At 47.0% G+C, this 23,802-nt stretch carries 23 protein-coding genes; 12 read left to right on the plus strand and 11 right to left on the minus strand.

The genetic code is table 11. From position 1 onward, the window contains the following. The first annotated feature begins 425 nt into the window (after positions 1-425). The 10 genes from DI392_RS19565 to zapD all read left to right on the plus strand — a co-directional run bounded on the left by DI392_RS19565 (position 426) and on the right by zapD (position 11,098). Positions 426-788, plus strand: a complete 363-nt coding sequence (locus tag DI392_RS19565; protein ID WP_181388364.1) for a hypothetical protein — start codon at positions 426-428, stop codon at positions 786-788. A gap of 100 nt (positions 789-888) precedes the next feature. Continuing rightward, the gene (locus tag DI392_RS05510; protein WP_109318899.1) at positions 889-1,575 is read left to right on the plus strand and encodes a YjbF family lipoprotein; all 687 of its coding nucleotides are present in this window, start codon (positions 889-891) and stop codon (positions 1,573-1,575) included. A 3-nt stretch (positions 1,576-1,578) separates the two neighbouring features. Continuing rightward, entirely contained in the window at positions 1,579-2,379 is an 801-nt protein-coding gene (locus DI392_RS05515; protein WP_109318900.1) for a capsule biosynthesis GfcC family protein, read from the plus strand. Next, positions 2,379-4,670: a YjbH domain-containing protein gene (locus tag DI392_RS05520; protein ID WP_109318901.1), complete on the plus strand. Its 2,292-nt coding sequence runs from the start codon at positions 2,379-2,381 to the stop codon at positions 4,668-4,670. The genes DI392_RS05515 and DI392_RS05520 overlap by 1 nt, the downstream gene beginning before the upstream one ends. Before the next feature lie 709 nt (positions 4,671-5,379). After that, entirely contained in the window at positions 5,380-5,781 is a 402-nt protein-coding gene (locus DI392_RS05525; RefSeq protein ID WP_109318902.1) for a pilin, read from the plus strand. Positions 5,782-5,799: 18 nt separating this feature from the next. Continuing rightward, entirely contained in the window at positions 5,800-7,491 is a 1,692-nt protein-coding gene (pilB, locus tag DI392_RS05530) for a type IV-A pilus assembly ATPase PilB (RefSeq protein WP_109318903.1), read from the plus strand. Between the two features lie 17 nt (positions 7,492-7,508). Next, positions 7,509-8,753 (plus strand): type II secretion system F family protein, encoded by a 1,245-nt coding sequence (locus tag DI392_RS05535; protein WP_109318904.1) that lies wholly within the window; start codon positions 7,509-7,511, stop codon positions 8,751-8,753. Positions 8,754-8,801: 48 nt separating this feature from the next. Next, entirely contained in the window at positions 8,802-9,686 is an 885-nt protein-coding gene (locus tag DI392_RS05540; RefSeq protein ID WP_109318905.1) for a prepilin peptidase, read from the plus strand. A gap of 1 nt (position 9,687) precedes the next feature. After that, positions 9,688-10,299 (plus strand): dephospho-CoA kinase, encoded by a 612-nt coding sequence (gene coaE, locus DI392_RS05545; RefSeq protein ID WP_109318906.1) that lies wholly within the window; start codon positions 9,688-9,690, stop codon positions 10,297-10,299. 58 nt (positions 10,300-10,357) lie between these two features. Further along, the gene (gene zapD, locus DI392_RS05550; protein ID WP_109318907.1) at positions 10,358-11,098 is read left to right on the plus strand and encodes a cell division protein ZapD; all 741 of its coding nucleotides are present in this window, start codon (positions 10,358-10,360) and stop codon (positions 11,096-11,098) included. 403 nt (positions 11,099-11,501) lie between these two features. On the opposite strand, the gene yacG is transcribed toward zapD, so the two are convergent. The 6 genes from yacG to DI392_RS05580 form a co-directional block, all read right to left on the minus strand. Continuing rightward, positions 11,502-11,699, minus strand: coding sequence for a DNA gyrase inhibitor YacG (yacG, locus tag DI392_RS05555; protein ID WP_109318908.1), 198 nt, complete (start codon positions 11,697-11,699; stop codon positions 11,502-11,504). A gap of 303 nt (positions 11,700-12,002) precedes the next feature. Continuing rightward, complete coding sequence (gene rplS, locus DI392_RS05560; protein ID WP_109318909.1) at positions 12,003-12,356, minus strand: 50S ribosomal protein L19; 354 nt, start codon at positions 12,354-12,356, stop codon at positions 12,003-12,005. Between the two features lie 41 nt (positions 12,357-12,397). Next, positions 12,398-13,156, minus strand: a complete 759-nt coding sequence (gene trmD / locus DI392_RS05565; RefSeq protein WP_109318910.1) for a tRNA (guanosine(37)-N1)-methyltransferase TrmD — start codon at positions 13,154-13,156, stop codon at positions 12,398-12,400. 23 nt (positions 13,157-13,179) lie between these two features. Further along, positions 13,180-13,734 (minus strand): ribosome maturation factor RimM, encoded by a 555-nt coding sequence (gene rimM, locus DI392_RS05570; protein ID WP_109318911.1) that lies wholly within the window; start codon positions 13,732-13,734, stop codon positions 13,180-13,182. 23 nt (positions 13,735-13,757) lie between these two features. Next, positions 13,758-14,006, minus strand: a complete 249-nt coding sequence (gene rpsP, locus DI392_RS05575) for a 30S ribosomal protein S16 (RefSeq protein WP_109318912.1) — start codon at positions 14,004-14,006, stop codon at positions 13,758-13,760. Positions 14,007-14,419: 413 nt separating this feature from the next. Continuing rightward, complete coding sequence (locus tag DI392_RS05580) at positions 14,420-15,307, minus strand: AraC family transcriptional regulator (protein WP_109318913.1); 888 nt, start codon at positions 15,305-15,307, stop codon at positions 14,420-14,422. 201 nt (positions 15,308-15,508) lie between these two features. Between DI392_RS05580 and DI392_RS05585 the strand changes: the two genes are divergently transcribed. Continuing rightward, positions 15,509-16,315: an alpha/beta hydrolase gene (locus DI392_RS05585; RefSeq protein ID WP_109318914.1), complete on the plus strand. Its 807-nt coding sequence runs from the start codon at positions 15,509-15,511 to the stop codon at positions 16,313-16,315. Positions 16,316-16,402: 87 nt separating this feature from the next. Next, entirely contained in the window at positions 16,403-17,185 is a 783-nt protein-coding gene (locus DI392_RS05590) for an alpha/beta hydrolase (protein ID WP_109318915.1), read from the plus strand. A gap of 66 nt (positions 17,186-17,251) precedes the next feature. On the opposite strand, the gene lysS is transcribed toward DI392_RS05590, so the two are convergent. From lysS to xerD, 5 genes are all read right to left on the minus strand, one after another. Then, positions 17,252-18,775 carry a lysine--tRNA ligase gene (gene lysS, locus DI392_RS05595; protein ID WP_109318916.1) on the minus strand — a complete coding sequence of 508 codons (1,524 nt, stop codon included), beginning with the start codon at positions 18,773-18,775 and terminating at the stop codon, positions 17,252-17,254. A 25-nt stretch (positions 18,776-18,800) separates the two neighbouring features. Then, a protein-coding gene (gene prfB / locus DI392_RS05600; RefSeq protein WP_109318917.1) for a peptide chain release factor 2 occupies positions 18,801-19,899 on the minus strand; the annotation gives its coding sequence in 2 pieces (ribosomal slippage) (positions 18,801-19,823 and positions 19,825-19,899; 1,098 coding nt in all). Positions 19,900-20,082: 183 nt separating this feature from the next. Further along, the gene (gene recJ, locus DI392_RS05605) at positions 20,083-21,822 is read right to left on the minus strand and encodes a single-stranded-DNA-specific exonuclease RecJ (protein WP_109318918.1); all 1,740 of its coding nucleotides are present in this window, start codon (positions 21,820-21,822) and stop codon (positions 20,083-20,085) included. A gap of 286 nt (positions 21,823-22,108) precedes the next feature. Further along, complete coding sequence (locus DI392_RS05610) at positions 22,109-22,849, minus strand: thioredoxin fold domain-containing protein (protein ID WP_109318919.1); 741 nt, start codon at positions 22,847-22,849, stop codon at positions 22,109-22,111. Between the two features lie 52 nt (positions 22,850-22,901). Next, positions 22,902-23,798 carry a site-specific tyrosine recombinase XerD gene (gene xerD, locus DI392_RS05615; RefSeq protein WP_109318920.1) on the minus strand — a complete coding sequence of 299 codons (897 nt, stop codon included), beginning with the start codon at positions 23,796-23,798 and terminating at the stop codon, positions 22,902-22,904. Between the last annotated feature and the right edge of the window lie 4 nt (positions 23,799-23,802).

Consider the following 23,802-nt stretch of genomic DNA (forward strand, 5'->3'; position numbering starts at 1 on the left):
TTTTCAGATATATCGGCCTAGTGCCCAGAGAATACAGAGCGGACGCAAGCGTCCTGAAGGATACAGAAATTCATAGGGATTTCTGCACTCTGCACTCTCAAAGCGAAGCGTTCTGTAATCTGAATTCTTTTTAATTTTTCTGGATGAGTAAGCTACCATGGTCTTAGATTTACGACAAGAGTGTTTCAACCGTTTCATCTCAATGTCATAAATAAATAAATCATTTGTTAAAAAAATATTCACTTAAGTGGTTTATCATTATTCAAATGTTTTGGTATATTGATCGGGCTAACGTTTGGTTGGCGTAAAACATCGATGTTTTAAAAAAGGAAAAATCATGAAAAAAACTTTAGCTACTCTAGTTCTGGCTATGTTTGCTAGCGCAGCTATCGCAGCTCCAAGTCCTACTGGTACGGAAGCGAGCGGTGGTGCTGCAGGTGGTTCTGCAAGTGGTACAGCCGGCACAACGGCTGGTAGTACTGCAGGTACAACAGCTGGCACCACTGCGGGTACAACAGCAGGTACTACTGCTGGCGCGACTGCGGGTACAACTGCTGCTGGTACTGCTGCTGGTACTGCTGCTGGTACTGCTGGTGCTGCTGCTGGTGCTGCTGCTGGTACTGCTGCTGCGACCGCTGCTACTGTGGCTGCAGCAACGGCTGCTGCTGTCGCTGCTGCTGCAGACTCTGGTGACGGTACAACAGGTACAACGACTGACGGCACTGCAGGCTAAGTCTGAGCTGACAGCAAAAGCCACCGGCGAAAGTCGGTGGTTTTTTTTCGGTTAACGTTTTTTGCCAGGAACATTTTTTACTTCTAGTTTGCCGGTAGCTTTTTTCTCAGTAATAAGGTTACACTCAACTCATTATTCTCTGATTTTTAACCACAATGAATAAATATAACTACCTGATTATTGCGCTATGTAGCACGATTTTACTGGGGTGTACCCAGAAATTTCAGGCTACCAATGCCACCTTTAAAGAAGCACTCTTTGGCTTTGACGACGTCAATAAAGCCTCAACCGATATCTCTGCCCTTCCATGGGCCAGTACTTATGTCACTATCGGTGAAGACGGCTCTCAGATTTTTATGGTGCTGGCCTTTCCTGAGCCCGCCCCACATGACAGCTATCAGACTCAGTTAAAGTGGGTATCTTCAGACAGGGCAATGATAGTGACCGAAAACGGTCGAATGGTAAAAACAGTTGGTCTGCTGGAGAACAACTTAGCCGGAGCCATTCCGGATAATAAATTTAGAGATCCCCTTAGCCTGTTAGGGAAAAAACCGGGTGATTACCGCTGGGAAGCCACCTTTGACTGGCAGCCTAACTATCGCTATGGCTACCACGCAAAACTTCACTGGCAGTTTATTGCCGATGAAGTGATCCAGTCCGATGCCTGGAAGAAAGACGTACTGCACTACCAGGAAACCGTCTCTTTTCCCGCACTCGACAGCCGCTATATCAATCACTTCTGGCTGGATAAACAGACGCATCAGGTCGTGAAATCCATTCAGCATCTGGGCCCGAATATGCCGGCCATTACCATGACTATTCTAAAGCCATTCGCAGGGTAACGTATGATTCGCCAGTTAATAACATTTATTCCTACTGTCTTTTTCTCTGCAACCGCTGTCCTGTTTAGCACTTTGACCTCTGCCCCGGTAAATGCCGGAGAGTCATTGAGCGTAACACTGCCGGATATGGAAATTAGCCTGAACTATGCCCAGCCAGTCCGGTTAGATCAAGTGCTCACTGATACACAAAACCTAAAGTTACAACAACCACAAGCGATGCCATTCTGGTTAGCAGCTCAGTTTATAGAGCCATCTAACAACGCTGATATTGACGAGAAAAAGAAAGCCGCCATTCATCAGCTACAAACTCTGGCCGCTAACGATAAAGACTCCAGTCATAAGGCACACCTTCTGATTAACGCCCTGCAAAAAGCGCAGTTTAATTTCCGGCACTTTATTCCGCTGGATAACGACCATGTCCGGTTAAAAAATGAAGATAACCCGTTGCTTTCCGGTCAGTACACGCTGCTGACGTCACCACGAGTCAATAAAGTCAGAATCTTTGGCACGCAAAACAGCTGGTACCCGGTTGATATGATCGAGCACGGCACCATTGATCAGTATCTGGAGCAGGCCGCTCTGCCGGAAAACTCAGACACACAGCTTGTATTTGTTATTCAGCCGGACGGTGCTCTAATCACAGCCGATAATGCCTACTGGAATACCAAACCTGTTTTTATTGCTCCGGGAGCGACAATTTATATCGGCTTCGATTCTCTGCCTGATGAATTTGAACATCTGAATCAGGATATCGCTGATTTGCTACGTTACCAGACACCACTGACAGACAAGGATGCTGAATAATGTCGTATCAACAGACTTCTGAATCTCCACTCTTTAAACGGTCAGTGATTGCTAATGCGGTGCTTATCAGCCTGATTGGTATTTCTTCAGCTCCGGTGACAGCAACCTCGGTTCAGGCGGATAATATCGACGAACGTGCCCCTTACGAGGATAACGCTCCGTTTCGCCCAGCAACGCTACACCCTTCCCAGACCGACTTTGGTGGTATCGGTCTGATGCAGATGCCGAGTGGCCGTATGGCTGCCGAAGGTGAATTTATGCTGGGAGGGACGTTTAATGATGAATATAATCATTACACTATATCTCTTCAACTAATGCCATGGCTTGAAACCACCCTTCGCTACACCCTTGTACAAGATATGATGTACAGCAGCAATTCTTCATATAGTGGTGATACTGAATATACTGATAAAGGTATCGATTTTAAGGTACGCTTTCTCGAGGAAAATAACTGGATGCCAGAAACTTCTATTGGTATCCGTGATATAGGTGGAACAGGGCTGTTTGATGGTGAGTTTATTGCCGCTACAAAACGCTTTGGTAATCTTGATTTAACATTAGGGCTTGGATGGGGATATATTGGCCAAAGTGGAAATATAACCAATCCTCTTTGTAGTAAAAATGAAAAATATTGTATTCGTGATACCGGCCCTATTGATAACGTTGGTACTGTCAAGCCGGATCGCTGGTTTAAAGGCAACAGCGCAATTTTTGGTGGTATTGAATATCAGACGCCATATCAGCCCCTGCGCCTGAAGCTGGAATACGATGGCAATGACTACAGCAGTGATTTTCCAGTCACGAATGGCGCAACGGACATGCCTCAGCACACCCCGTGGAACGTTGGCATTCTGTATAAAATGCAAAAATGGGCTGATCTACGGTTGAGCTATGAGCGGGGCGATACCCTGACTTTTGGCGTAACCATCAATACTAACTTTAACGATATCACTCAGGTATGGCGAGATGAGCCGGAAGCGGAATATGCACCAAAAGCAAACTCTGCAAATCCTGACTGGGAAACAGTCGCCACACAGCTTGGCAGTAACGCCGGCTATAATCAGGCTGAAATTCTGACCAATGGTGAAAATATCACAGTAAAAGGTGAACAAGTTAAATACCGGGACGATGACACTGCCCAGAAGCGTGCAGCACTATTGCTGTCGCAAAACCGTCCGGATAGTGTAAAAACCTACACCTTTGTGGAAACCAGCCATGATATGGAGATCACCTCAGCCAGCTATGACGCAGATAAGTTTGACCAGTTCGCCAACAATGGATATCTGGGTGCAAAACTGGATGATGCGAAGCTAAGCAGCGACCAGATAGACCGTAGTAGTGAGCAGACCATCGCCTCAAATCAGGAAGCTCTGGATTATGGTATTGAGCCTTATCTGTCCCAAAGCTTTGGTGGCCCGGAAAGTTTCTACTTCTATTCTGTCGGCTTAAATACCAAAGCCAGTTACCGCCTGGCTCAAAATCTCGAGCTTACTGGTTCTGTCACCTTTAACCTGGCAGATAACTACGACAAATTTAATTATGTCGAAGATTCCCCGCATATCAGCAACTTTGCCGTGCCAAGGGTAAGAACCCTGTTCCGTGCTTATGTGCATGATAATCCGGTACGTATGGGGCGTTTGCAACTGACCTGGATGGATCAGCTCAGTGATGATTTCTATATGCAGGCTTACGGCGGCTATCTGGAAAGTATGTTCGCCGGTGTCGGTGGTGAAGTGCTTTACCGCCCGGAAAACAGCAACTGGGCGTTGGGGATGGATGCCAACCTGATCGCCCAGCGCGATCCGGACAGCTGGTTCGGCGTATATACCGAAGAGTACAACGAATTCGATGGCGGCTGTGATGGAGCCTATACCGTTCACTGTGCCGCGCGGGTACTGGATAAAGGCCAGACCGGCTTTATTACCGCTTACTATATGCCGCAATGGTCTCTGCTGAGAAACACCCTGTTTAAAGTCGGTGTGGGCCAGTTCCTTGGTCAGGACAGAGGTGTCAGAGCTGATTTTTCCAAGCAGTTTAATTCCGGCATGATCGCCGGGGTATACGCCAGCAAATCAGACCTGTCTGCAGATGAATTCGGTGAAGGCAGCTTTACCAAAGGGTTCTATATCTCGATTCCGTTCGATATTCTGACCGTGAAACCAAGTACCAGCCGGGCCAAATTCGACTGGCAGCCATTGACTCGCGACGGTGGGCAAATGCTGAATCGTCAATATGAACTGTTTAGTGTGACAGATGGCAGAAGTCCGTGGTATACGCGGAAGGTGCAGTAAGAAGCTAGACCGCTACGCTTCTAGAAACTAGAGACTATAAAAGCCAACTCCATGCTCTTTTATAGTCTCTACTATCGTTCCCATGCTCCTGCGTGGGAATGCCTACTTGAGGCAAAAATGGATTTGATTTCATACTGTGAATTATGAATCATGAAGAGTCTGTGTATTATCGTATTGCCATTAAACCCGGTATGCATTCCCACGGAAGACCGTGAGGAACGAGGGGAAGCGCTTCACGTTCTGTTCTCCCTCGCAACCCTCTGAAATAATATGCAGAAAGGCTTAAGCTTGCTTTTCTGTGTTCTTAAGGGGCTTGCGTCCGCTCTGTATTCTGTTCTCTTTAACCTCTCTCGCAAAACTTCACCCTCGCTATGCAACACCTTTACTCTCATTCCCATGCTCCTGCTTGGGAATGCCTACTTGAGGCAAAGATGGATTTGATTTCATACTGTGAATCATGAAGAATCTGTGTATTACCGTATTGCCATTAAACCCAGTATGCATTCCCACGGAAGACCGTGAGGAACGAGGGGAAGCGCTTCACGTTCTGTTCCCCCTCGCACCCCTCTGAAACAATATGCAATAACTTTAAATTTCCCGCCGACTCAGTCGCGTCCCCTCCCACTGCTTATTCTCTGTTTTTATTTAATTTTTTACTCTCCGTTAGTCAGTTAACAACTGTCCATCTACCTAGGATTATGGAGATATTATGAAACGAAATAAAAAGCAGCAGGGCTTTTCCCTGATTGAATTGATGATTGTGGTGGCGATTATTGGTGTTTTATCCGCTATTGCTATTCCTGCTTATCAAAATTATGTAAAAAAATCGGAAGCATCTGTTGGATTAAGTACAGCCCGCTCACTATTAACCAATATTGATATGAAAATTCAGGAGACAGGGGCATTTCCCACAACCCTCGCTGCTGTCGGAGCTACAGCTGGTATGAATAAACTTGGTACTCTTAGCCTAACAGGAACAGATGCAACAGGTTCAGTCGAGTTTACCTTTGGCACCGCATCCTCTATAAATGGTAAAAAAGTAACGATAACTAAAAGTACTACTGGTTGGTCGTGTTCCCATGATACAGGTGAAGACCTAAAGGGTTGTTAATATCAGTAGATAACCACTATGCACACCAACCTAACCGCTATTCTGCGTCAGGCTGAGCTGATTAGCCCGGCGCAGGAACAGGATGTGATAGCTCTGGTGGAAAGCGAAAGGCAGCCGGTTCCGGCTGCCTTGATTTCCCTTGGGCTGTTTGAGCATACTGAGTTAGCGCAGCATATCAGCCGTATTTTCGGTATGCCCTTGACGGATATCGGCCAGTTTGATTACGCCTCCACCTGTCAGAAGCTGGGGCTGCGAGAGCTAATTAGTCAGTATGTCGCCCTGCCAATAGCCAATGCCAACAGCACACTGACCATTGCAATTTGTGACCCGACCGACGCTCAGGTAGAGGCGGATTTTCGCTTTGCTACCGGGTTGCAGGTTGAGCTGGTACTGGCAGAGTTTAAATCCATTTCTGCGGCTATTCGCAGGTTGTATGGCAAAAGCGTAGGTAACAGCGACACAAAATCCGGCAAAGATATAAGCGAAGATGAACTTGCCAGCCTCGTTCAGGTTTCCGATGATGAAATTGAAGAAACGGAAGATCTGAGTAAAGACGAAGCTCCGGTCAGCCGGTTTATTAATCAGGTACTGCTGGATGCTGTACGTAAAGGGGCATCCGATATTCATTTCGAGCCTTACGAAGATATCTACCGGATACGTCTGCGCTGTGACGGTATTCTGGTGGAAACCCAGCAACCGGCTAACCATTTAGGCCGCAGACTGGCCGCCCGGATCAAAATTCTCTCCAAGCTGGATATTGCTGAACGTCGTCTGCCACAGGACGGACGAATAAAATTGCGTCTGAATGTCGATACTGCTATCGATATGCGGGTATCGACTTTACCCACACTATGGGGAGAGAAAGTCGTATTGCGTTTGCTGGACAGCAGTGCTGCCAATCTGGATATCGATAAACTTGGATATAGTGAGAAACAGAAATCCCTCTATCTGAACGCACTGAAAAAGCCGCAGGGTATGATCCTGATGACCGGCCCGACCGGTAGCGGTAAAACCGTCTCCCTTTATACCGGCCTGCGGATTCTGAATACACCCGAACGCAATATCTCCACCGCCGAAGATCCGGTAGAGATCAACTTGTCCGGCATTAATCAGGTGCAGGTTCGCAGCAAAATAGGCTTTGGTTTTGCCGAAGCGCTGCGATCGTTTCTGCGTCAGGATCCGGATGTGGTGATGGTTGGGGAAATCCGCGATCTTGAAACCGCAGAAATCGCCGTCAAAGCAGCGCAAACCGGACACCTGGTGCTGTCGACTCTGCATACTAATTCCGCGGCAGAAACTGTAGTACGCCTCGGCAATATGGGCATTGCGCCTTTTAATCTGGCTTCATCGCTTAGCCTGATCATCGCGCAACGTCTGGCAAGGCGCTTATGTCCACACTGTAAACTGCCGGATCCACTGACGCCGATACTGCAGGAAAACCTGAAAATAAAACCGGATGATACCGTATTCAAAGCGAATAAAGCAGGCTGTACCGAGTGTACTGGCGGCTACTCTGGACGTACCGGTATCTACGAAGTCATGCAGTTCGATAACCGGCTGGCAAATGCCATCATCAAGGGGGCAACGATTACAGAAATTGAATATATCGCCAGAAAGCTGGGAATGAGGACACTGAAAGAGTCCGGCGTTCAAAAGCTTAAACAGGGCATAACCAGCTACGAAGAGTTACAGAGGGTTTTGTATTTTTAATAACTATAGGAAGTACGATGCAAGCAGCTATTTCTTTATCATCAAAAAATGCTCCCCAGCTAAAGAACTTCCGCTGGAAAGGAGTAAACAGTTCCGGTAAGCGTGTCTCCGGACAAACTCTGGCACTGACTGAAATTGAAGTCAGAAGCACCCTTTCCGATCAGCATATTCAGGTTAAGAAGATTACGAAAAGCAGTGTTTCCTTTCTGGATAAGATAAGTAATCGCGTTAAAGGTAAAGACATTACTTTGCTGACCCGTCAGATGGCCACCATGCTGCTAACTGGCGTTCCTCTCATACAGGCTTTAAAGCTGGTGAGTGATAACCATAAAAAAGCTGAAATGAAATCCATTCTGATGCAAATAGTCAGAGGGGTGGAAGCCGGGACTCCCCTGTCTAAAACTATGCGTACAGCCAGTCACCATTTTGATGGTTTGTATACGGATCTGGTCGCCACCGGTGAGCAGTCTGGTAATCTGCCTGAGGTATTTGACCGGCTGGCAACCTACCGGGAAAAAAGCGAAGAATTGAGATCCAAAGTAGTCAAAGCCCTTATCTATCCATCGATGGTGGTACTGGTTGCGCTTGGGGTCTCTTATATGATGCTGACCATGGTTATCCCGGAGTTTGAGACCATGTTCAAAGGCTTCGGTGCCGAACTCCCCTGGTTTACCCGACAAGTACTCAAGCTGTCGCACTGGATTCAGGCCTACACACTGCTATTGGCTATTACAGGAGCAGGTACTTACTTCGGTGTACGGTACATGCGTAAAGTCTCATTTGATTTCCGGCTAAAAACCAGCAAAATGGCTCTGAAAATTCCCGTGATTGGCGGTGTACTCTCTAAAGCCTCTATCGCAAAGTTCAGCCGGACTCTCTCCACCAGCTTCAGTGCCGGTATTCCCCTGCTTAGCAGCCTGAAAACGACGGCGAAAACCGCCGGTAACCTGCACTATGAAGTCGCGATTGATCAGGTCCATAAAGATACCGCCTCTGGCATGCCTATGTATATTGCCATGCGCCAAACTCAGGCTTTTCCGGAAATGGTACTGCAAATGGTCATGATAGGCGAAGAATCCGGAAATCTGGATGACATGCTAAACAAAGTCGCAGCCATCTATGAATTTGAGGTCGATAATACTGTCGATAATCTGGGCAAGATTCTGGAGCCACTGATCATCGTCTTTCTGGGTGTGGTTGTGGGCGGGCTGGTCGTCTCCATGTATCTGCCAATCTTTAACTTAATGAGTGTATTAGGGTAAAATGCCTGCCATTGCTTTAACCACCCTATTACTTTAACAGAGAATTGAATGGAATCCTTTAACCCGGAAGTGTTTACCCAGTTTCCCTGGCTGTTTCCTTGTCTGGCCAGCATCTTTGGCCTTGTCGTCGGTAGCTTTCTGAATGTCGTGATCTACCGGCTTCCGGTAATGATGGAGAAAGAATGGAAACACGACTGTGCAGAAACCTTTCCTGAACTGAACATCCAACTGGATTCCACTCCCTTTAACCTAAGCAGGCCGGGCTCTCGCTGCCCGAAATGCAATACGCCTATCCGGGTTATCGATAATATTCCGGTTCTCAGTTGGCTGATGCTCAGAGGCAAATGCCATAACTGTAAAACATCAATCAGTATACGTTATCCTCTGATTGAAGCGTTGACCGCAGCAATGTGTACCACGCTGGCTTTCAAGCTTGGGTTCAGTTATTTCTCTGTCGCTCTGCTGTTTTTTACCTTCTATCTGATTGCCGCCACTTTTATCGATCTGGATACCATGCTGCTTCCGGATCAACTCACCCTCCCACTTATGTGGGGAGGCATTGCCCTGGCTGTGTTCGGGATATCGCCCGTATCATTAGATAGTGCCGTGATCGGCGCTATGGCCGGTTACCTCTGTCTCTGGAGCTTATACTGGCTGTTTAAGCTGCTTACCGGCAAAGAAGGTATGGGTTACGGAGACTTTAAACTGCTGGCCGCGCTTGGAGCCTGGCTTGGCTGGCAATCGCTACCTATCATTATTCTTCTCTCTTCTCTGGTCGGTCTGATCTTTGGTATCATCCAGCTTCGGTTGCAAAAGAAAGGTATCGACAAGCAATTTCCTTTCGGGCCTTATCTGGCCATTGCAGGCTGGGTTACCCTGCTTTGGGGTAATGACATCATTAATTGGTACTTTTCTTCGGTATTAGGGATCTAATATGTCTTCAGGTAAGCAGCCCCTGATTATTGGGCTGACAGGTGGTATTGCCAGCGGCAAGACCACGGTGGCGAATTTATTTCACGACCATTTCGGAATTGATATTGTAGATGCCGATATTATTGCCCGGGAAGTCGTTGCACCCGGTAGTCAGGGGCTTAAGGCAATAACAGAGCATTTTGGCTATGACATTCTCACCTCACAAGGTCACTTAAACCGAGCCAAACTAAGAGAGAAAATTTTCACAAATGTGACAGAAAAGAGCTGGCTGAATGCTTTACTGCATCCAATGATCCGTGACAAAATGCAGAAAGATTTGGCTAAAGTCACCAGCCCTTATGCATTATTGGTTGTTCCCCTGTTGGTTGAAAACCAGCTACAATCTATGACGGACCGGATTTTAGTGATTGATGTCAGTGAAGAGACTCAAATCACCCGAACCATGCAGAGAGACAAAGTTTCCCGTGAGCAGGTGGAGTCCATTCTGGCGTCACAGGTCAGCAGAGATGAGCGGCTTAAATATGCAGATGACATCATCCATACGGATGTCTGCGATGAAGTTTTACCTCAGGTAATGCAGTTGCATCAGCAATACCTTACACTTTGCTGCTGATATATCTGCCGCCAATATAAACAGAATCAACCTGAAGGAGTGCGGAAAGGCCGCCGGAATGACTATCCATAAATTTGAGCACCCATTAAACGAAAAAGCCCGCACCTATCTCAGAGTAGAATCACTACTGAGGCAGATGCATCATTCCGCAGACTTCTCTGACAGCCTGAAGTATCAACAGTTTTTTCGCTCTATCTTTGATCTTCTGGAAATTTTTGAGCAGATCCAGTTGAAACCAGAGCTGGCTAAAGATCTGGAAAAGCAAAGGCTTACCTATAAGAACTGGCTGAATGTAGATGGTGTCGATCAGGAAAAACTACAGTCTATCCTGAATGAAATTGACACTACACACAAGAAGCTGATGGCTGATGAGCGTTTCGGTAAAACGTTAAAAGAAGACCGCTTTTTAAGCTCCATCCGCCAGCGCTTTAATCTGCCCGGCGGAACCTGTTGTTTTGATCTGCCCGCTCTCCACTACTGGAATCACCAGCCAGTTGAGCAGCGTATCCGCAATGCCAAAGCCTGGATGGATACCCTGAATTCGTTATCTGAGTCTCTGACGTTGTGGCTAAAGCTTTGCCGTGAAACCGGATACGCCAAACCACAAATTGCCCGCAAAGGTTTCTATCAGAGTGAAGCAGAGGGTGCCAGTATCCTGCGTTTATCCTTTCCTATGGAGCATGGGGTATTCCCGATGATCTCAGGGCATAAAAACCGTTTTGCGATTAAGTTTATGTCGTTCGAAACCGGGCAGGCATACAGTCAGGATGTAGAGTTTGATCTGGCGGTATGTTGTTGAGACTAGAGACTAGAGACTAGAGACTAGAGACTAGAGACTAGAGACTAGAGACTAGAGACTAGAGACTAGAGACTAGAGACTAGAGACTAGAGAAAGAATACAGAGCGCTTCGCTTTGAGAATACAGATTTGAGAAAAGATTTTTCTTTTATAGTTTCTAGAAGCGGAGCGTTCTAGTTTCCTGTACTCTCCCTCGTTCCCATGCTCCTGCGTGGGAATGCATCAGTAAGCCAAAACATAGTCTTATTCCGCATTACCTAACGATTACCTCCCGGTATGCATTCCCACGGGAGACCGTGGGGAACGAGTGTACGAGAAATGTTTTATAGTCTCTAGCAGCGCAGCGATCTAGACTCTGCTTTTCTGTAATCTATAAGGGAGCCTGCGACCGCTCTGTATTCTGATTAACAGTCTTCAGACCAGCCGTCTGAATCGGACATATCCGGCGCACCCGGAATAGACTTTTCTTCGTCCGCCCACTCACCGAAATCGATCATCTGACATTTTTTGCTGCAGAATGGGCGAAACGGGCTTTCCTGTCCCCATACGACTTCTTTCTGACAGGTTGGGCATTTTACGACTGTTTTTTTAGGTGATGGCATTGGTTTGATCCTGTTTGTTATTGCTCGAGACTAGAGACTAGAGACTAGAGACTAGAGACTAGAGACTAGAGACTAGATAAAGAATACAGAGCGCTTCGCTTTGAGAATACAGAAAACCTTCTGAATATTTCTATATTCGGGTTTTATAGCCTCTAGCAGCGTAGCGGTCTAGTTTCTAGTCTCTGATTTTCTGTACTCTCAAAGGGAGCCTGCGACCGCTCTGTATTCTAAAACCTTTCAGAAGATAAAAAAACGGGTTCCATTCGGAACCCGTTTTTCAATATGAGAATGCTTGGTTTAGCATTACTTCTTAGCAAGTTTCTCTTTGATACGAGCAGACTTACCAGAACGCTCACGTAGGTAGTACAGCTTGGCACGACGTACTGCACCGCGGCGTTTAACTTCGATGCTATCAACCATTGGAGAGTGAGTTTGGAACGTACGTTCAACACCTTCACCGTTAGAGATCTTACGAACAGTGAAAGCAGAATGCAGACCACGGTTACGTACAGCGATTACAACGCCTTCAAAAGCCTGTAGACGCTCACGGTCACCTTCTTTTACCTTAACCTGAACAACAACAGTGTCACCTGCGCTGAATTTAGGAAGGTCTTGTTTCATTTGCTCTTGCTCAAGAGCTTTGATGATGTTACTCATTTTTTCAATTCCTAGAATAAACTGATACTAAATTAAATAGGTTACTTGGTCTGATTTACCGAGACCTTAGTCTCTTTAATGAACTCAGCCAGTAATTGTTCCTGTTCGTCAGTCAGAGCTAGGTTTTCCAGGAGCTCTGGTCTTCTTAGCCAGGTTCGGCCCAGCGATTCTTTTAACCGCCAGCGACGAATGTCCTTATGATTTCCGGATTTCAGTACCGCCGGTACCTCTTTTCCGTCCAGCACTTCAGGACGCGTGTAATGCGGACAATCTAACAGACCATTAGCAAAAGAATCTTCTTCCGCCGAAGCAAAATCACCCAGTACACCCGGAATAAACCGGGACACCGAGTCTATCAGCGTCATGGCCGGCAGCTCGCCGCCTGTCATCACAAAGTCTCCGATTGACCATTCTTCGTCAACCTCAGACTGAATGATGCGCTCATCTACCCCTTCGTAGCGGCCACAAATAAGAAGCAGGTTCTCATTGGTTGCCAACTCCTCGACTCCAGCCTGGTCGAGTTTCCGACCCTGAGGAGAAAGGTAAATCACTTTCGTCTTTCCCGGTGAGGCTTGTCTGGCTGCATGAATGGCATCGCGCAAAGGCTGAACCATCATTAGCATTCCGGGGCCACCACCGTAAGGTCTGTCATCGACAGTTCGATGTTTGTCGTGCGTGAAATCACGAGGATTCCATGACTCAACCGACAAAAGACCTTTTTTTACCGCCTGACCGGTAACTCCAAAATCGGTAACCGAACGGAACATGTCAGGAAACAGGCTAATTACACCAATCCACATCTGTTCTGTATCCTTACCGGGAGTTAAAATCCAGGATCCCAGTCAACTTCGATCCGTTGAGCTTCGCGATCAACTTGTATGATCACTTGCTCTTCAAGGTACGGTATCAACCGTTCCTTCTTGCCAAAAGCATCTTTCAGATTCGCTTTCACTACTAAAACATCGTTGGAACCTGTTTCCAGCATGTCGACCACTTCACCAAGGTTATAACCTTTCGTTGTGACAACATTCATTCCGAACAATTCACGCCAGTAGAATTCATCTTCTGACAGCTCCGGTAGTGAGTCCGGGTTAATCGCAATGTCGAAATTGGTCAGAAGGTGGGCATCTTCACGAACATCCAGACCTTCCAGTTTCGCAACCATACTTTTGTTATGGCGCTTCCAGCTTTCTACCTTGTACTCAACCCATTCGCCTTTCTGGTTTATGTACCAGGGGCTGTAATCAAAAATGTTTTCAGCATTGTCGGTATAAGAAATAACTTTAAGCCAGCCACGAATACCGTAAGAAGCACCAAACTTGCCTACGACAACTTTTTCGTTTTGCTCACTCATTGTCTCTTTTCCTTCTACTGACATACGTATTTGCTTGCTACTAATAATTAAGCCGCTTTTTGAGCGTCTTTAACTAGCTTAGCAACACGATCAGACAGAGATGCACCTTCACCAACCCAGTGGTTAACGCGATCCAGGTCTAGACGCAGACCTTCTTCCTGACCTTTAGCTGTAGGGTTGAAGAAACCTACTTTCTCGATGTAGCGACCAGTAGCTGCGAAGCGGCTGTCTGCTACTACGATTTGATAAAATGGACGCTTTTTAGCGCCGTGACGTGCCAAACGAATGGTTACCATATCGTCCTCTTTGCTTTCTCAATAATAAAATTAACCCCAATAACCGCTTCATCAAAAAAACAGTCTGGGGTCTCGTGCCAATTTAAAGCCCCGGAATTTTACTCTTATGGGGGGATTTTGCAAGGGGTGCGGGGAAATTTTCATCGACTAGAGACAAGAGACAAGAGACAAGAGACAAGAGACAAGAGACAAGAGACAAGAGACAAGAGACAAGAGACAAGAAGAGAATACAAAGCGCTTCGCTTGGATAATACAGAAAAGCATCTTATTTTGCATACACCTCTTCCCCATGCCCCTGCGTGGGGAACGAGTATCGCTGGTTCCATGATTTATAGCCTCTGGCAGCGAAGCGGCCTGGTTTCTGGTTAACACACTCTTCAATGTAGGGAACTCGGTGCCTCTTATGAGTAACATTAGCAACTGGTTCCAATATCCCAGGAGCCAGATGAGCGGGTATGTGATAGGTGTATACTCAGCCACTCTTTTCGATACTGACTGGGTGAAACACCAACTTTCTCTTTAAACTTCTTATTAAATTGAGACACAGATGTAAACCCCGCTTCCAAAGCAATACGGGTAACCGCATAAGATGAATAAACAAGTAAATGGCATGCCTGCTCAACTTTCAACCCCGTCACAAACTCTATGTAACTCACACTAAAATGCTTTTTGAACACTCGGGTAAAAGTGGCAACAGACATATTCATTTGGGATGCCATGTCTGGAAGAGAAAGGGGAGATTGCGCATTCATCATGATACACCTGATGAACGACTCAGCCAGCTTGTTTGAGTCAGGATGATAGTTCTGTGTCAGGCTGCACACCGGAACTTGCCGATTAAGGTACAGCAAGAAGGTAAGCAACGACATTAAACGTGTTTCATGTTTATGGCTAAATATGTTGTTATATAGCTCTGCCCCTTCCGGATCCAGATGAAATACTGTACCTCGCTTAAACCAGTCACTCACCTTATCCATCAGGTAAAACTCCGGAAACTGCCTATGCAGTCTTTCCAGTAAGTTTTCCTGGAGATGAATATAGTTAGAAGTAAACCTCCGGCCATTACCCGAGCTATAAAATCCGTGCGGAAGGTTTGGTCCGGCAAGTAACAGTTCATTCTCAGACAGCACACTTTTTCTGTCTCCGACAATATAGTGGACCTCTCCCTGAGAGATAAACACAACTTCATACTCCGGATGAGAGTGGATCGGACAATAGAAGGCGTCACCTGAAAATACCTTGCAATTCAGACTACAACCTTCTGGAATCGTAAGTTGTTCAAATACAGGACTTTTCATCATGGTTCGACATTAGAGTTCAAGGTTCTAGATGGAGTGGTTCTAGATGGAGTGTGTCATAGTTTTTATTCTTCCTATGCGTATAGACTCACATTTTTATCTGGCTGAGCAAATAGCGGCACTATCAGAGCGGATATGACAAGTGAGCCGGAGCTATCAGTGTTTTCATGTATACACATAAACCAATAAAAGGAAGAGGTGCCCATGAAACATTCGATAATTGCTTTACTTACTATGGTATTTTGCAGTGCCGCTAATGCCTATCAAGCAGAAACCATAACTATTGATAGTAATGCCATACAAAAAGACCATAAAGCGATCGTAGTTTTGCCCGATGGCTATAGCCAAAAGAGACAGTATCCTGTTGTTTATGTTCTGCATGGATGGAGTGGAAATCAAACCGACTGGACAAAAAGAACATCAATAGCAGAACAGGCCGATATTCACAATGTGATACTGGTGATGCCTGATGGCGACTACGATAAGTGGTATATCGATAGTCCTGTGCTAGAAGGCTCTAATTACCAGAGCTATATCGCTAAAGATGTTGTCGGCTACATAGACCAACACTACTCAACCAAGGCAGACAGATCATATCGTGCTATTACCGGCTTAAGTATGGGAGGTTACGGTGCCCTAAATATCAGCCTGATGAACACAGAAACCTTTGGTAATGCCGGTAGTATCAGTGGTGGCGTCAATCCCGCTAACTTCTCATATAACTGGGGACTGGAAAAGGTATTCGGCGATCCAGTTCAGAATAAGTCGTTCTGGGAAAGAAAAGCGATTAAACACAGTGCACATAAATTTTTAAGCGGAATTAACCTCGCACTGGATTGTGGCACTGATGACTTTTTTATTGAGGACAATCGAGAACTACACAGTATTTTGAATGCATATAAAGTCGCCCATGACTATACAGAACGCCCGGGAGCACACACCTGGGATTACTGGAATAATGCTATCGCCTACCAAATGTTGTTCTTCTCCAGCAAATTTGAACAACAATAATTATGACACCTCAAGAATTGGAGGGGTAATTCCCCTCCCCCTCCGGCTATAAAAAACAAGCACACATAGAATATATAAGGAGCTTCTATGCTGAAAACCTTGAGTTTCATCAGTCAAAAACTCAATAAAGAGATGAATATTAATCTCTTTGTACCAGACGAATACAATGAAAAAGATCGCTACCCGGTACTGTATATTCTGCACGGCTACTCAAACAACTATCAGGGCTTTATGCCAAACCTAGGGTTAGATGTTTTGGCACAGGAACTGATATCTCAGGAAAAAATCTCTCCGCTGCTAATCGTTGCTCCTCAAATAGATAACAGCTTTGGAATAAATTCTTCGGTTCAACCTGAAGTAAAAGGGGATGATCCCAAAGAAGCTGTCTATAAAGGCATGTATTCAGACTACCTGTTAAAAGAAGTGATCCCCTTTATCGATACAAACTTCCGAACGATTCCCCAAAAAACAGGCCGGTTTATTGGCGGTGCCTCCATGGGGGGATTCGCAGCACTTAATACCGCATTTAACCATCCGCACCTGTTTTCTAAAGCTGGTGGTCATATGCCAGCCGTGCTTCTTGAATCATCCAATAAAGAATTTACTTCATGGGTTTATCCTGATGACAAAACACGAAAGCAAAGAGACCCTATCGCCCTTGCGAATAATAACAATCTATCCGGATTGGACATTTATTTAGACTGCGGCGATAACGACAGTTTTCGTTTTTATGAAGGCTCTGAATTGTTATATAAAACATTAAAGAGCCATGGATATCAGGTTAATTACCATTTTAACCGCGGTAACCATGACGATGAATATCTTCATCGGCACCTGGAAGAGTACCTTCTGTTTTACGCTGGGAAATAATAAAAAGCCACCGTTAGTTTAAACTAACGGTGGCTTAAAATTTAAAGCGGTTCTTTTAGGACGAGATTAACCCTGCGGGCGCATCGCCGGGAACAGGATAACGTCGCGGATGGTTTGCGCGTTAGCGAACAGCATTACCAGACGGTCGATACCGATACCCTGACCAGCTGTTGGCGGCAGGCCGTGCTCAAGTGCGCGGATGTAGTCTGCATCGTAGTACATCGCTTCATCATCGCCAGCGTCTTTTGCTTCAACCTGTGCTTTAAAGCGTGCATCCTGATCTTCTGCATCGTTCAGCTCTGAGAAGCCGTTACCCACTTCACGACCACCGATGAAGAACTCGAAACGGTCAGTGATAAACGGATTATCATCGTTACGACGAGCCAGCGGAGAAATCTCTGCCGGGTACTCAGTGATAAAGGTAGGCTGGATCAGCTTAGGCTCAGCAGTTTCACCGAAGATCTCTTCAAGCAGTTGGCCACGGGTCCAGAAACCTTCGATTTCCATGTTTACCGATTCAGCCAGCTTAACCAGATACTCACGATCTTGTGCCTTATCATAATCCAGAGCCTGAGCTAACTCATTACCAGGGTTGTATTGCTTGATCGCATCCAGCATGCTCATGCGAGGATAAGTGCCACCGAAATCAACCGTCTCATCACCGTAAGGCATTGCTGTTGAGCCCAGCACTTCCATTGAGACCGTACGCATCATCTCTTCTGTCAGGTCCATCAGATCGTTGTAATCTGCATACGACATATAGAATTCCATCATAGTGAATTCTGGGTTATGACGAGGAGACAGACCTTCGTTACGGAAGTTACGGTTGATTTCGAATACGCGCTCGAAGCCACCCACAGTCAGACGCTTCAGATACAGCTCCGGAGCCACACGCAGGTACATATCAATACCCAGCGCGTTGTGGTGAGTGATAAACGGACGCGCTGTCGCACCACCAGGGATCACGTGCATCATCGGCGTTTCAACTTCAAGGAACTGCTTCGCCGTCATAAAGTTACGGATAGCAGACACCAGCTTAGAGCGGATGATGAATGTGTTACGAGATTCTTCGTTCACAATCAGATCAACATAACGCTGACGGTAACGCATTTCCTGGTCAGTCAGACCGTGGAATTTTTCCGGAAGCGGACGCAGCGCTTTCGTCAGCAGAACGTATTCGTCCATGTTGACATACAGATCACCCTTACCAGATTTATGCAGCGCACCTTTTACACCGATGATGTCACCGATATCCAGACCGTGGTATTTCTCTTTAAGCTCTTTCTGTACCGCTTTTGCAGCGTATGCCTGAATTCGACCAGATACTTCCTGAATCACCAGGAATGGACCACGTTTTGCCATAATACGACCGGCAATAGCAACGATATGATTCAGCTCTTCCAGCTCTTCTTTGGTCTTTTCACCAAATTCAGCCTGAAGATCGCACGCCAGACTGTCGCGGCGGAAATCATTTGGGTGACCGTTGGCTTTACAGCCCTGACGGATGTGATCCAGTTTCGCACGGCGCTCGGCAATCAGTTTGTTTTCTTCCTGAGCGTTTACTTCTGGTTGTTGAACCTGTTCAGTCATTGTGTTTTTTACCTTTCTGTGCGCTTTACAGCCCTGATTTCAGGCTGGCTTCGATAAATTTGTCTAAGTCACCGTCCAGTACCGCCTGAGTATTGCGGTTTTCTACGCCGGTGCGTAAATCTTTGATGCGGGAATCGTCCAGTACGTATGAGCGGATCTGACTTCCCCAGCCGATATCCGACTTGGCATCTTCGTTCGCCTGCTTCTCTGCATTCTGCTTTTGCAGTTCAAACTCAAATAGCTTCGCACGAAGCTGTTTCATCGCCTGATCTTTGTTCTTGTGCTGCGAACGGTCATTCTGACACTGAACCACGATATTCGTTGGAAGGTGAGTAATACGTACCGCAGATTCCGTGGTGTTTACGTGCTGACCACCCGCACCCGATGCACGGTATACGTCGATACGTAAATCAGACGGATTAATATCGATAGCAATATTGTCATCAATCTCTGGATAAATAAACGCAGAAGCAAATGATGTATGGCGGCGACCGCCTGAGTCAAACGGTGATTTACGCACCAGACGGTGTACACCGGTTTCAGTACGCAGCCAGCCGTATGCGTATTCGCCCGCAATACGAACCGTGGCGGATTTCAGGCCGGCAACATCACCTTCGGATACTTCGATAACCTCAGTTTTGAAGCCTTTTGCTTCCGCCCAGCGCAGGTACATGCGCAGCATCATAGAGGTCCAGTCCTGAGCTTCGGTACCACCGGAGCCTGACTGTAGATCGATATAACAGTCGGACGCATCGTGATCACCTGAGAACATACGGCGAAATTCCAGCTTTTCAAGCTTGGCTTCCAGCTCAGCAAGTTCCGGATCAATTTCGTCAAAGGTTTCCTGATCTTCAGCTTCGATAGCAAGCTCCAGCAAACCTTCCACATCGTCCACGCCCTGATCCAGCTGATCGATGGTTTCTACGATCGCTTCCAGAGAGGCTCGCTCTTTACCCAGCGCTTGTGCACGCTCAGGCTCGTTCCATACATCCGGTTGTTCCAGTTCTGCGTTTACTTCTTCAAGACGCTCTTTTTTGGCGTCATAGTCAAAGGTACCCCCTCAGGACATTCGTGCGTTCTGACACGTCCTGCAGGCGGTTTTTGATAGGATTGATTTCAAACATGTTTGCTCAATATTAGGTTGATACATTTCTCTGCAATTATTGATGTCAATTACAGTTATGTGTATGAGTAAAATTTGACCGGGGGATTCTACTGAAAAATGTGACAGAAATCGAGTGTAAATGCGGTTAATTATACTCTCGTTCCCATGCTCCCGCGTGGGAACGAGGGAGTCTCTTCAAATTTCATTTCGCCTCAATATGCTCAACCATCAACTGCAGTGACTGATTCCCGCGGAATTCATTAATATCCAGCCGATAGGCGATATGGGCTGTTTTGACAGAAGCATCCGGCCAGCGGCGCAGGTCAATATTGAACTTGATCGCATCCAGCGTAATATTGGTCGGAAGACCTTTAAATAAGGGCTCGACCATCAGCTTCAGGTGTTTTTCTCCCACCAGTTTCTGATGCAGTATTTTGAACTCGCCATCGAACAACGGTTCCGGAAAGGCCTGTCCCCACGGGCCTGAATCACGCAGCAGTTGCGCGGTATGCATAGACAGCTCTTCCGGCTGCAGTTCGCCATCAGACAAAATCACGCCTTTCAGCGCACTTTCATTCAGTTGTTCACGTACTGACAGATCAAAAGCCTGAGAAAACCGCTCCCGATCTTTTTCTGCGATCGTCAGGCCGGCAGCCATAGCATGACCGCCAAATTTCAGGATCATTCCCGGGTGCTGTTTATCGACGATATCCAGAGTATCACGCATATGCAGTCCCGGAACCGATCGGCATGAACCTTTGATCAGGCCATCTCCGCCGTCTGCAAAAGCGATCACCGGACGGTGAAACTGATCTTTGATCCGCGAAGCCAGAATACCAATCACCCCCTGGTGCCAGTCACGCTGAAACAAAACCAGCCCATAGGGTAAAGCAGAGGTATCACCAAACTGCAGACGTTCACAGAATGCGATGGCCTCCTGCTTCATGCCCTCTTCGATCTCTTTACGGGTCTGATTCAGACCATCCAGCTCGCTCGCCATACGTCGGGCGGCATGAATGTTATTACACATCAGCAGTTCGACCCCAAACGACATATCATCCAGACGCCCAGCCGCATTTATGCGCGGCCCTAATGCAAAACCAAAATCGGCCGCCACCATCCGCTGAGCCGAACGTTTTGAGACTTCAATCAGAGCCTGAATGCCCGGTCTGCCCTTACCGGCACGAATGCGTTGTAATCCCTGATGCACCAGAATACGGTTATTTTCATCCAGTGCGACGACATCAGCTACCGTTCCCAGCGCGACCAGATCCAGCAGTTCTGCAAGATTAGGCTCCGATGTACCGTTTTGAGCAAAGAAGCCCTTGTCACGCATCGTCGCCCGCAGCGCCAGCATCAGATAAAAGGCAACACCGACTCCGGCCAGTGCTTTGGACGGAAAACCACATTCGTTCAGGTTTGGATTAACCATGGCATCCGCCTCTGGCAGCACGCTGCCCGGCAGGTGGTGATCCGTAACGATGACTTTCAGCCCTTTTTCTTTTGCCAGACGAACGCCTTCAATGGATGACACGCCATTATCCACGGTCATGATCACTTCCGCGCCCATGCCTATCGCCTGCTCAACGACTTCCGGACTTAACCCGTACCCGTCCTCAAAGCGGTTCGGCACCAGATAGTCCACATTACCGCTGCCAAGCGCGCGCAATGCCAGCACAGACAAGGCTGAACTGGTCGCCCCGTCAGCATCAAAATCCCCCACCACGATAATGCGTTGGTTCTGGCAGATCGCGTCAAACAGCAGCTCTACCGCTTTCTCGATCCCCCACAGTTTCTGGAAAGGCAGTAACCCTTTCGCCCCACGCTGTAGTTGGCTAATGTCGGAGATCCCCCGGCTGATATAGATACGTTTTAACAGTGGCGGAATGTTATCCGGGAGCAGGGAGAGGTCAACGTCGGAACGGCGGGTTATTTCGATCATGGTTTTCTTATATTTTATAGTGGGTTGTGAATAAGACTAGAGACTAGAGAGAATACAGAACGCTTCGCTTTCAGAGTACAGAAAAGCATCTTACTTTTTAAGTATTCTCACTCGTTCCCATGCTCATGCGTGGGAATGCATAGATGAGGTCAAACATGGCCTTATTCCGTGCATTACCCATTGTTAAGCCCTGTATGCATTCCCACGGGGAACGAGGGCTAAATTCATGTTTTATAGCCTCTAGCAGCGAAGCGATCTAGTTTCTAGTCTCTTCTATCTCAAAAAATTACATTTGTATCAAACGCTGATACAGTTTGTCCGGTGGCAGGTAGCCGCCGATAATTTTACCGGCCGGGGTAAAGATCGCCGGTGTTCCAGTAATGTCCAACTCACGACCTAGCTGATAATGCTCAGATACCATTTGGCGACACTGGGCAATGTTCTCACTATCCTTAATAAAGCTACGTTTCAGATCGGCATCATCCATCGCTTTTTGTTGATCATCCGCACACCAGATCTGAGCCAGATCTTCGGCTGGCTTGCTTTGTGGCCCCTGACGAGGATAGGCCGCATAGCGGATAGTGATCCCTAAATCATTATAGCCCTGCATCTGCTGGTGCAGCCGGACACAATAACCACAACTGGTATCCGTAAATACCGTCACTACAAACTTCTCATTGTCCGCTTTATAGACAATCAGCTCATCTTTAATGGCTTCGATTTTAGCGGCATTGATTGGAGCCTGACGTTCAGCCAGCACATCGACATAGTTGCCGTTTTCAGCCTGAGCGTACAGGGTACCGGCAATAAACTGCTTACCATCAGGACTGGCAAACAACACCCCTTGACTGGTTTTCACTTCCACCAGCCCTTCCAGCGTGGATGATTGAACATCCTCAACGGCCACCCCCAGAGAGGCAAAGTGCCTGGTCAGCTCTGCCTTATCAAAATCAGAGCTCTCAGCCTGTGCTCCTGCGGTCAGAAGACCAGCAAACAGAAGAGTAAACATCGTCCTTACCAGATTCATCATTTCACCTTAACTTTATGCAACTACGTCCAGAACCAATACATAAACGGGATTACGCTCTGGGGTGATGCTCCTTATGAATGTGTTTCAGTCGCTCAGTCGCAACATGAGTATAGATTTGAGTCGTGGATAAGTCACTGTGTCCTAGCAGCATCTGCACAACCCTTAGGTCCGCGCCATGATTAAGCAAATGCGTTGCAAAAGCGTGTCTTAGCACATGCGGTGACAATGCATCCGCATCAATACCAGCAATAGTCGCATAATGTTTAATGCGGTGCCAGAACGTTTGCCGGGTCATGGCCCTTGCACGGCGGCTGGGGAAGATAACATCGGAAGTCTGCTCCCCTAACAGATCAGACCGCCCTTCATGCAAAAAAGTTTCAATCCACTCAATGGCATTTTCGCCGATAGGCACCAGACGTTCTTTAGAACCTTTACCGATAACACGAACCACACCCTGACGCAGGCTCAGGTTTTCCATGGTCAGGCTCACCAGTTCCGTCACCCGCAGCCCGGTGGCATACAACAACTCCAGCATGGCTTTGTCCCGCAGTTCTATTGGGTTGTGACAGTCAGGCGCATCAAGCAGAGCGTCTACCTGCTCTTCCGTCAGATCTTTGGGTAATCGTTTCGGCAGCTTGGGGCTGATAAGTAAAGCACTGGGATCATCACTGCGGATCTTTTCCCGGGTCATATACTGAAATAGTGCCCGGATAGCCGATAGCATTCTGGCCCTGGAGGTCTGTTTGTACTCTTTTTCCACCAGCCAGGCCTGATAATTCTGCAAGTCTTCCATGCTAGCGGTTAAAAAGGTCAGAGATTGCTTTTCCAGCCACTCGACCAGTCGTTTCAGATCGTGATGGTAAGAATCTTTTGTATTCTGCGACAGCCCTTTTTCCAACCAGATTGTATTGATGAACTGCTCCAGCAGAATGTTATTCTCATTCATATTC

The organism is Vibrio albus, assembly GCF_003144035.1.
GTDB classification, from domain to species: domain Bacteria; phylum Pseudomonadota; class Gammaproteobacteria; order Enterobacterales; family Vibrionaceae; genus Vibrio; species Vibrio albus.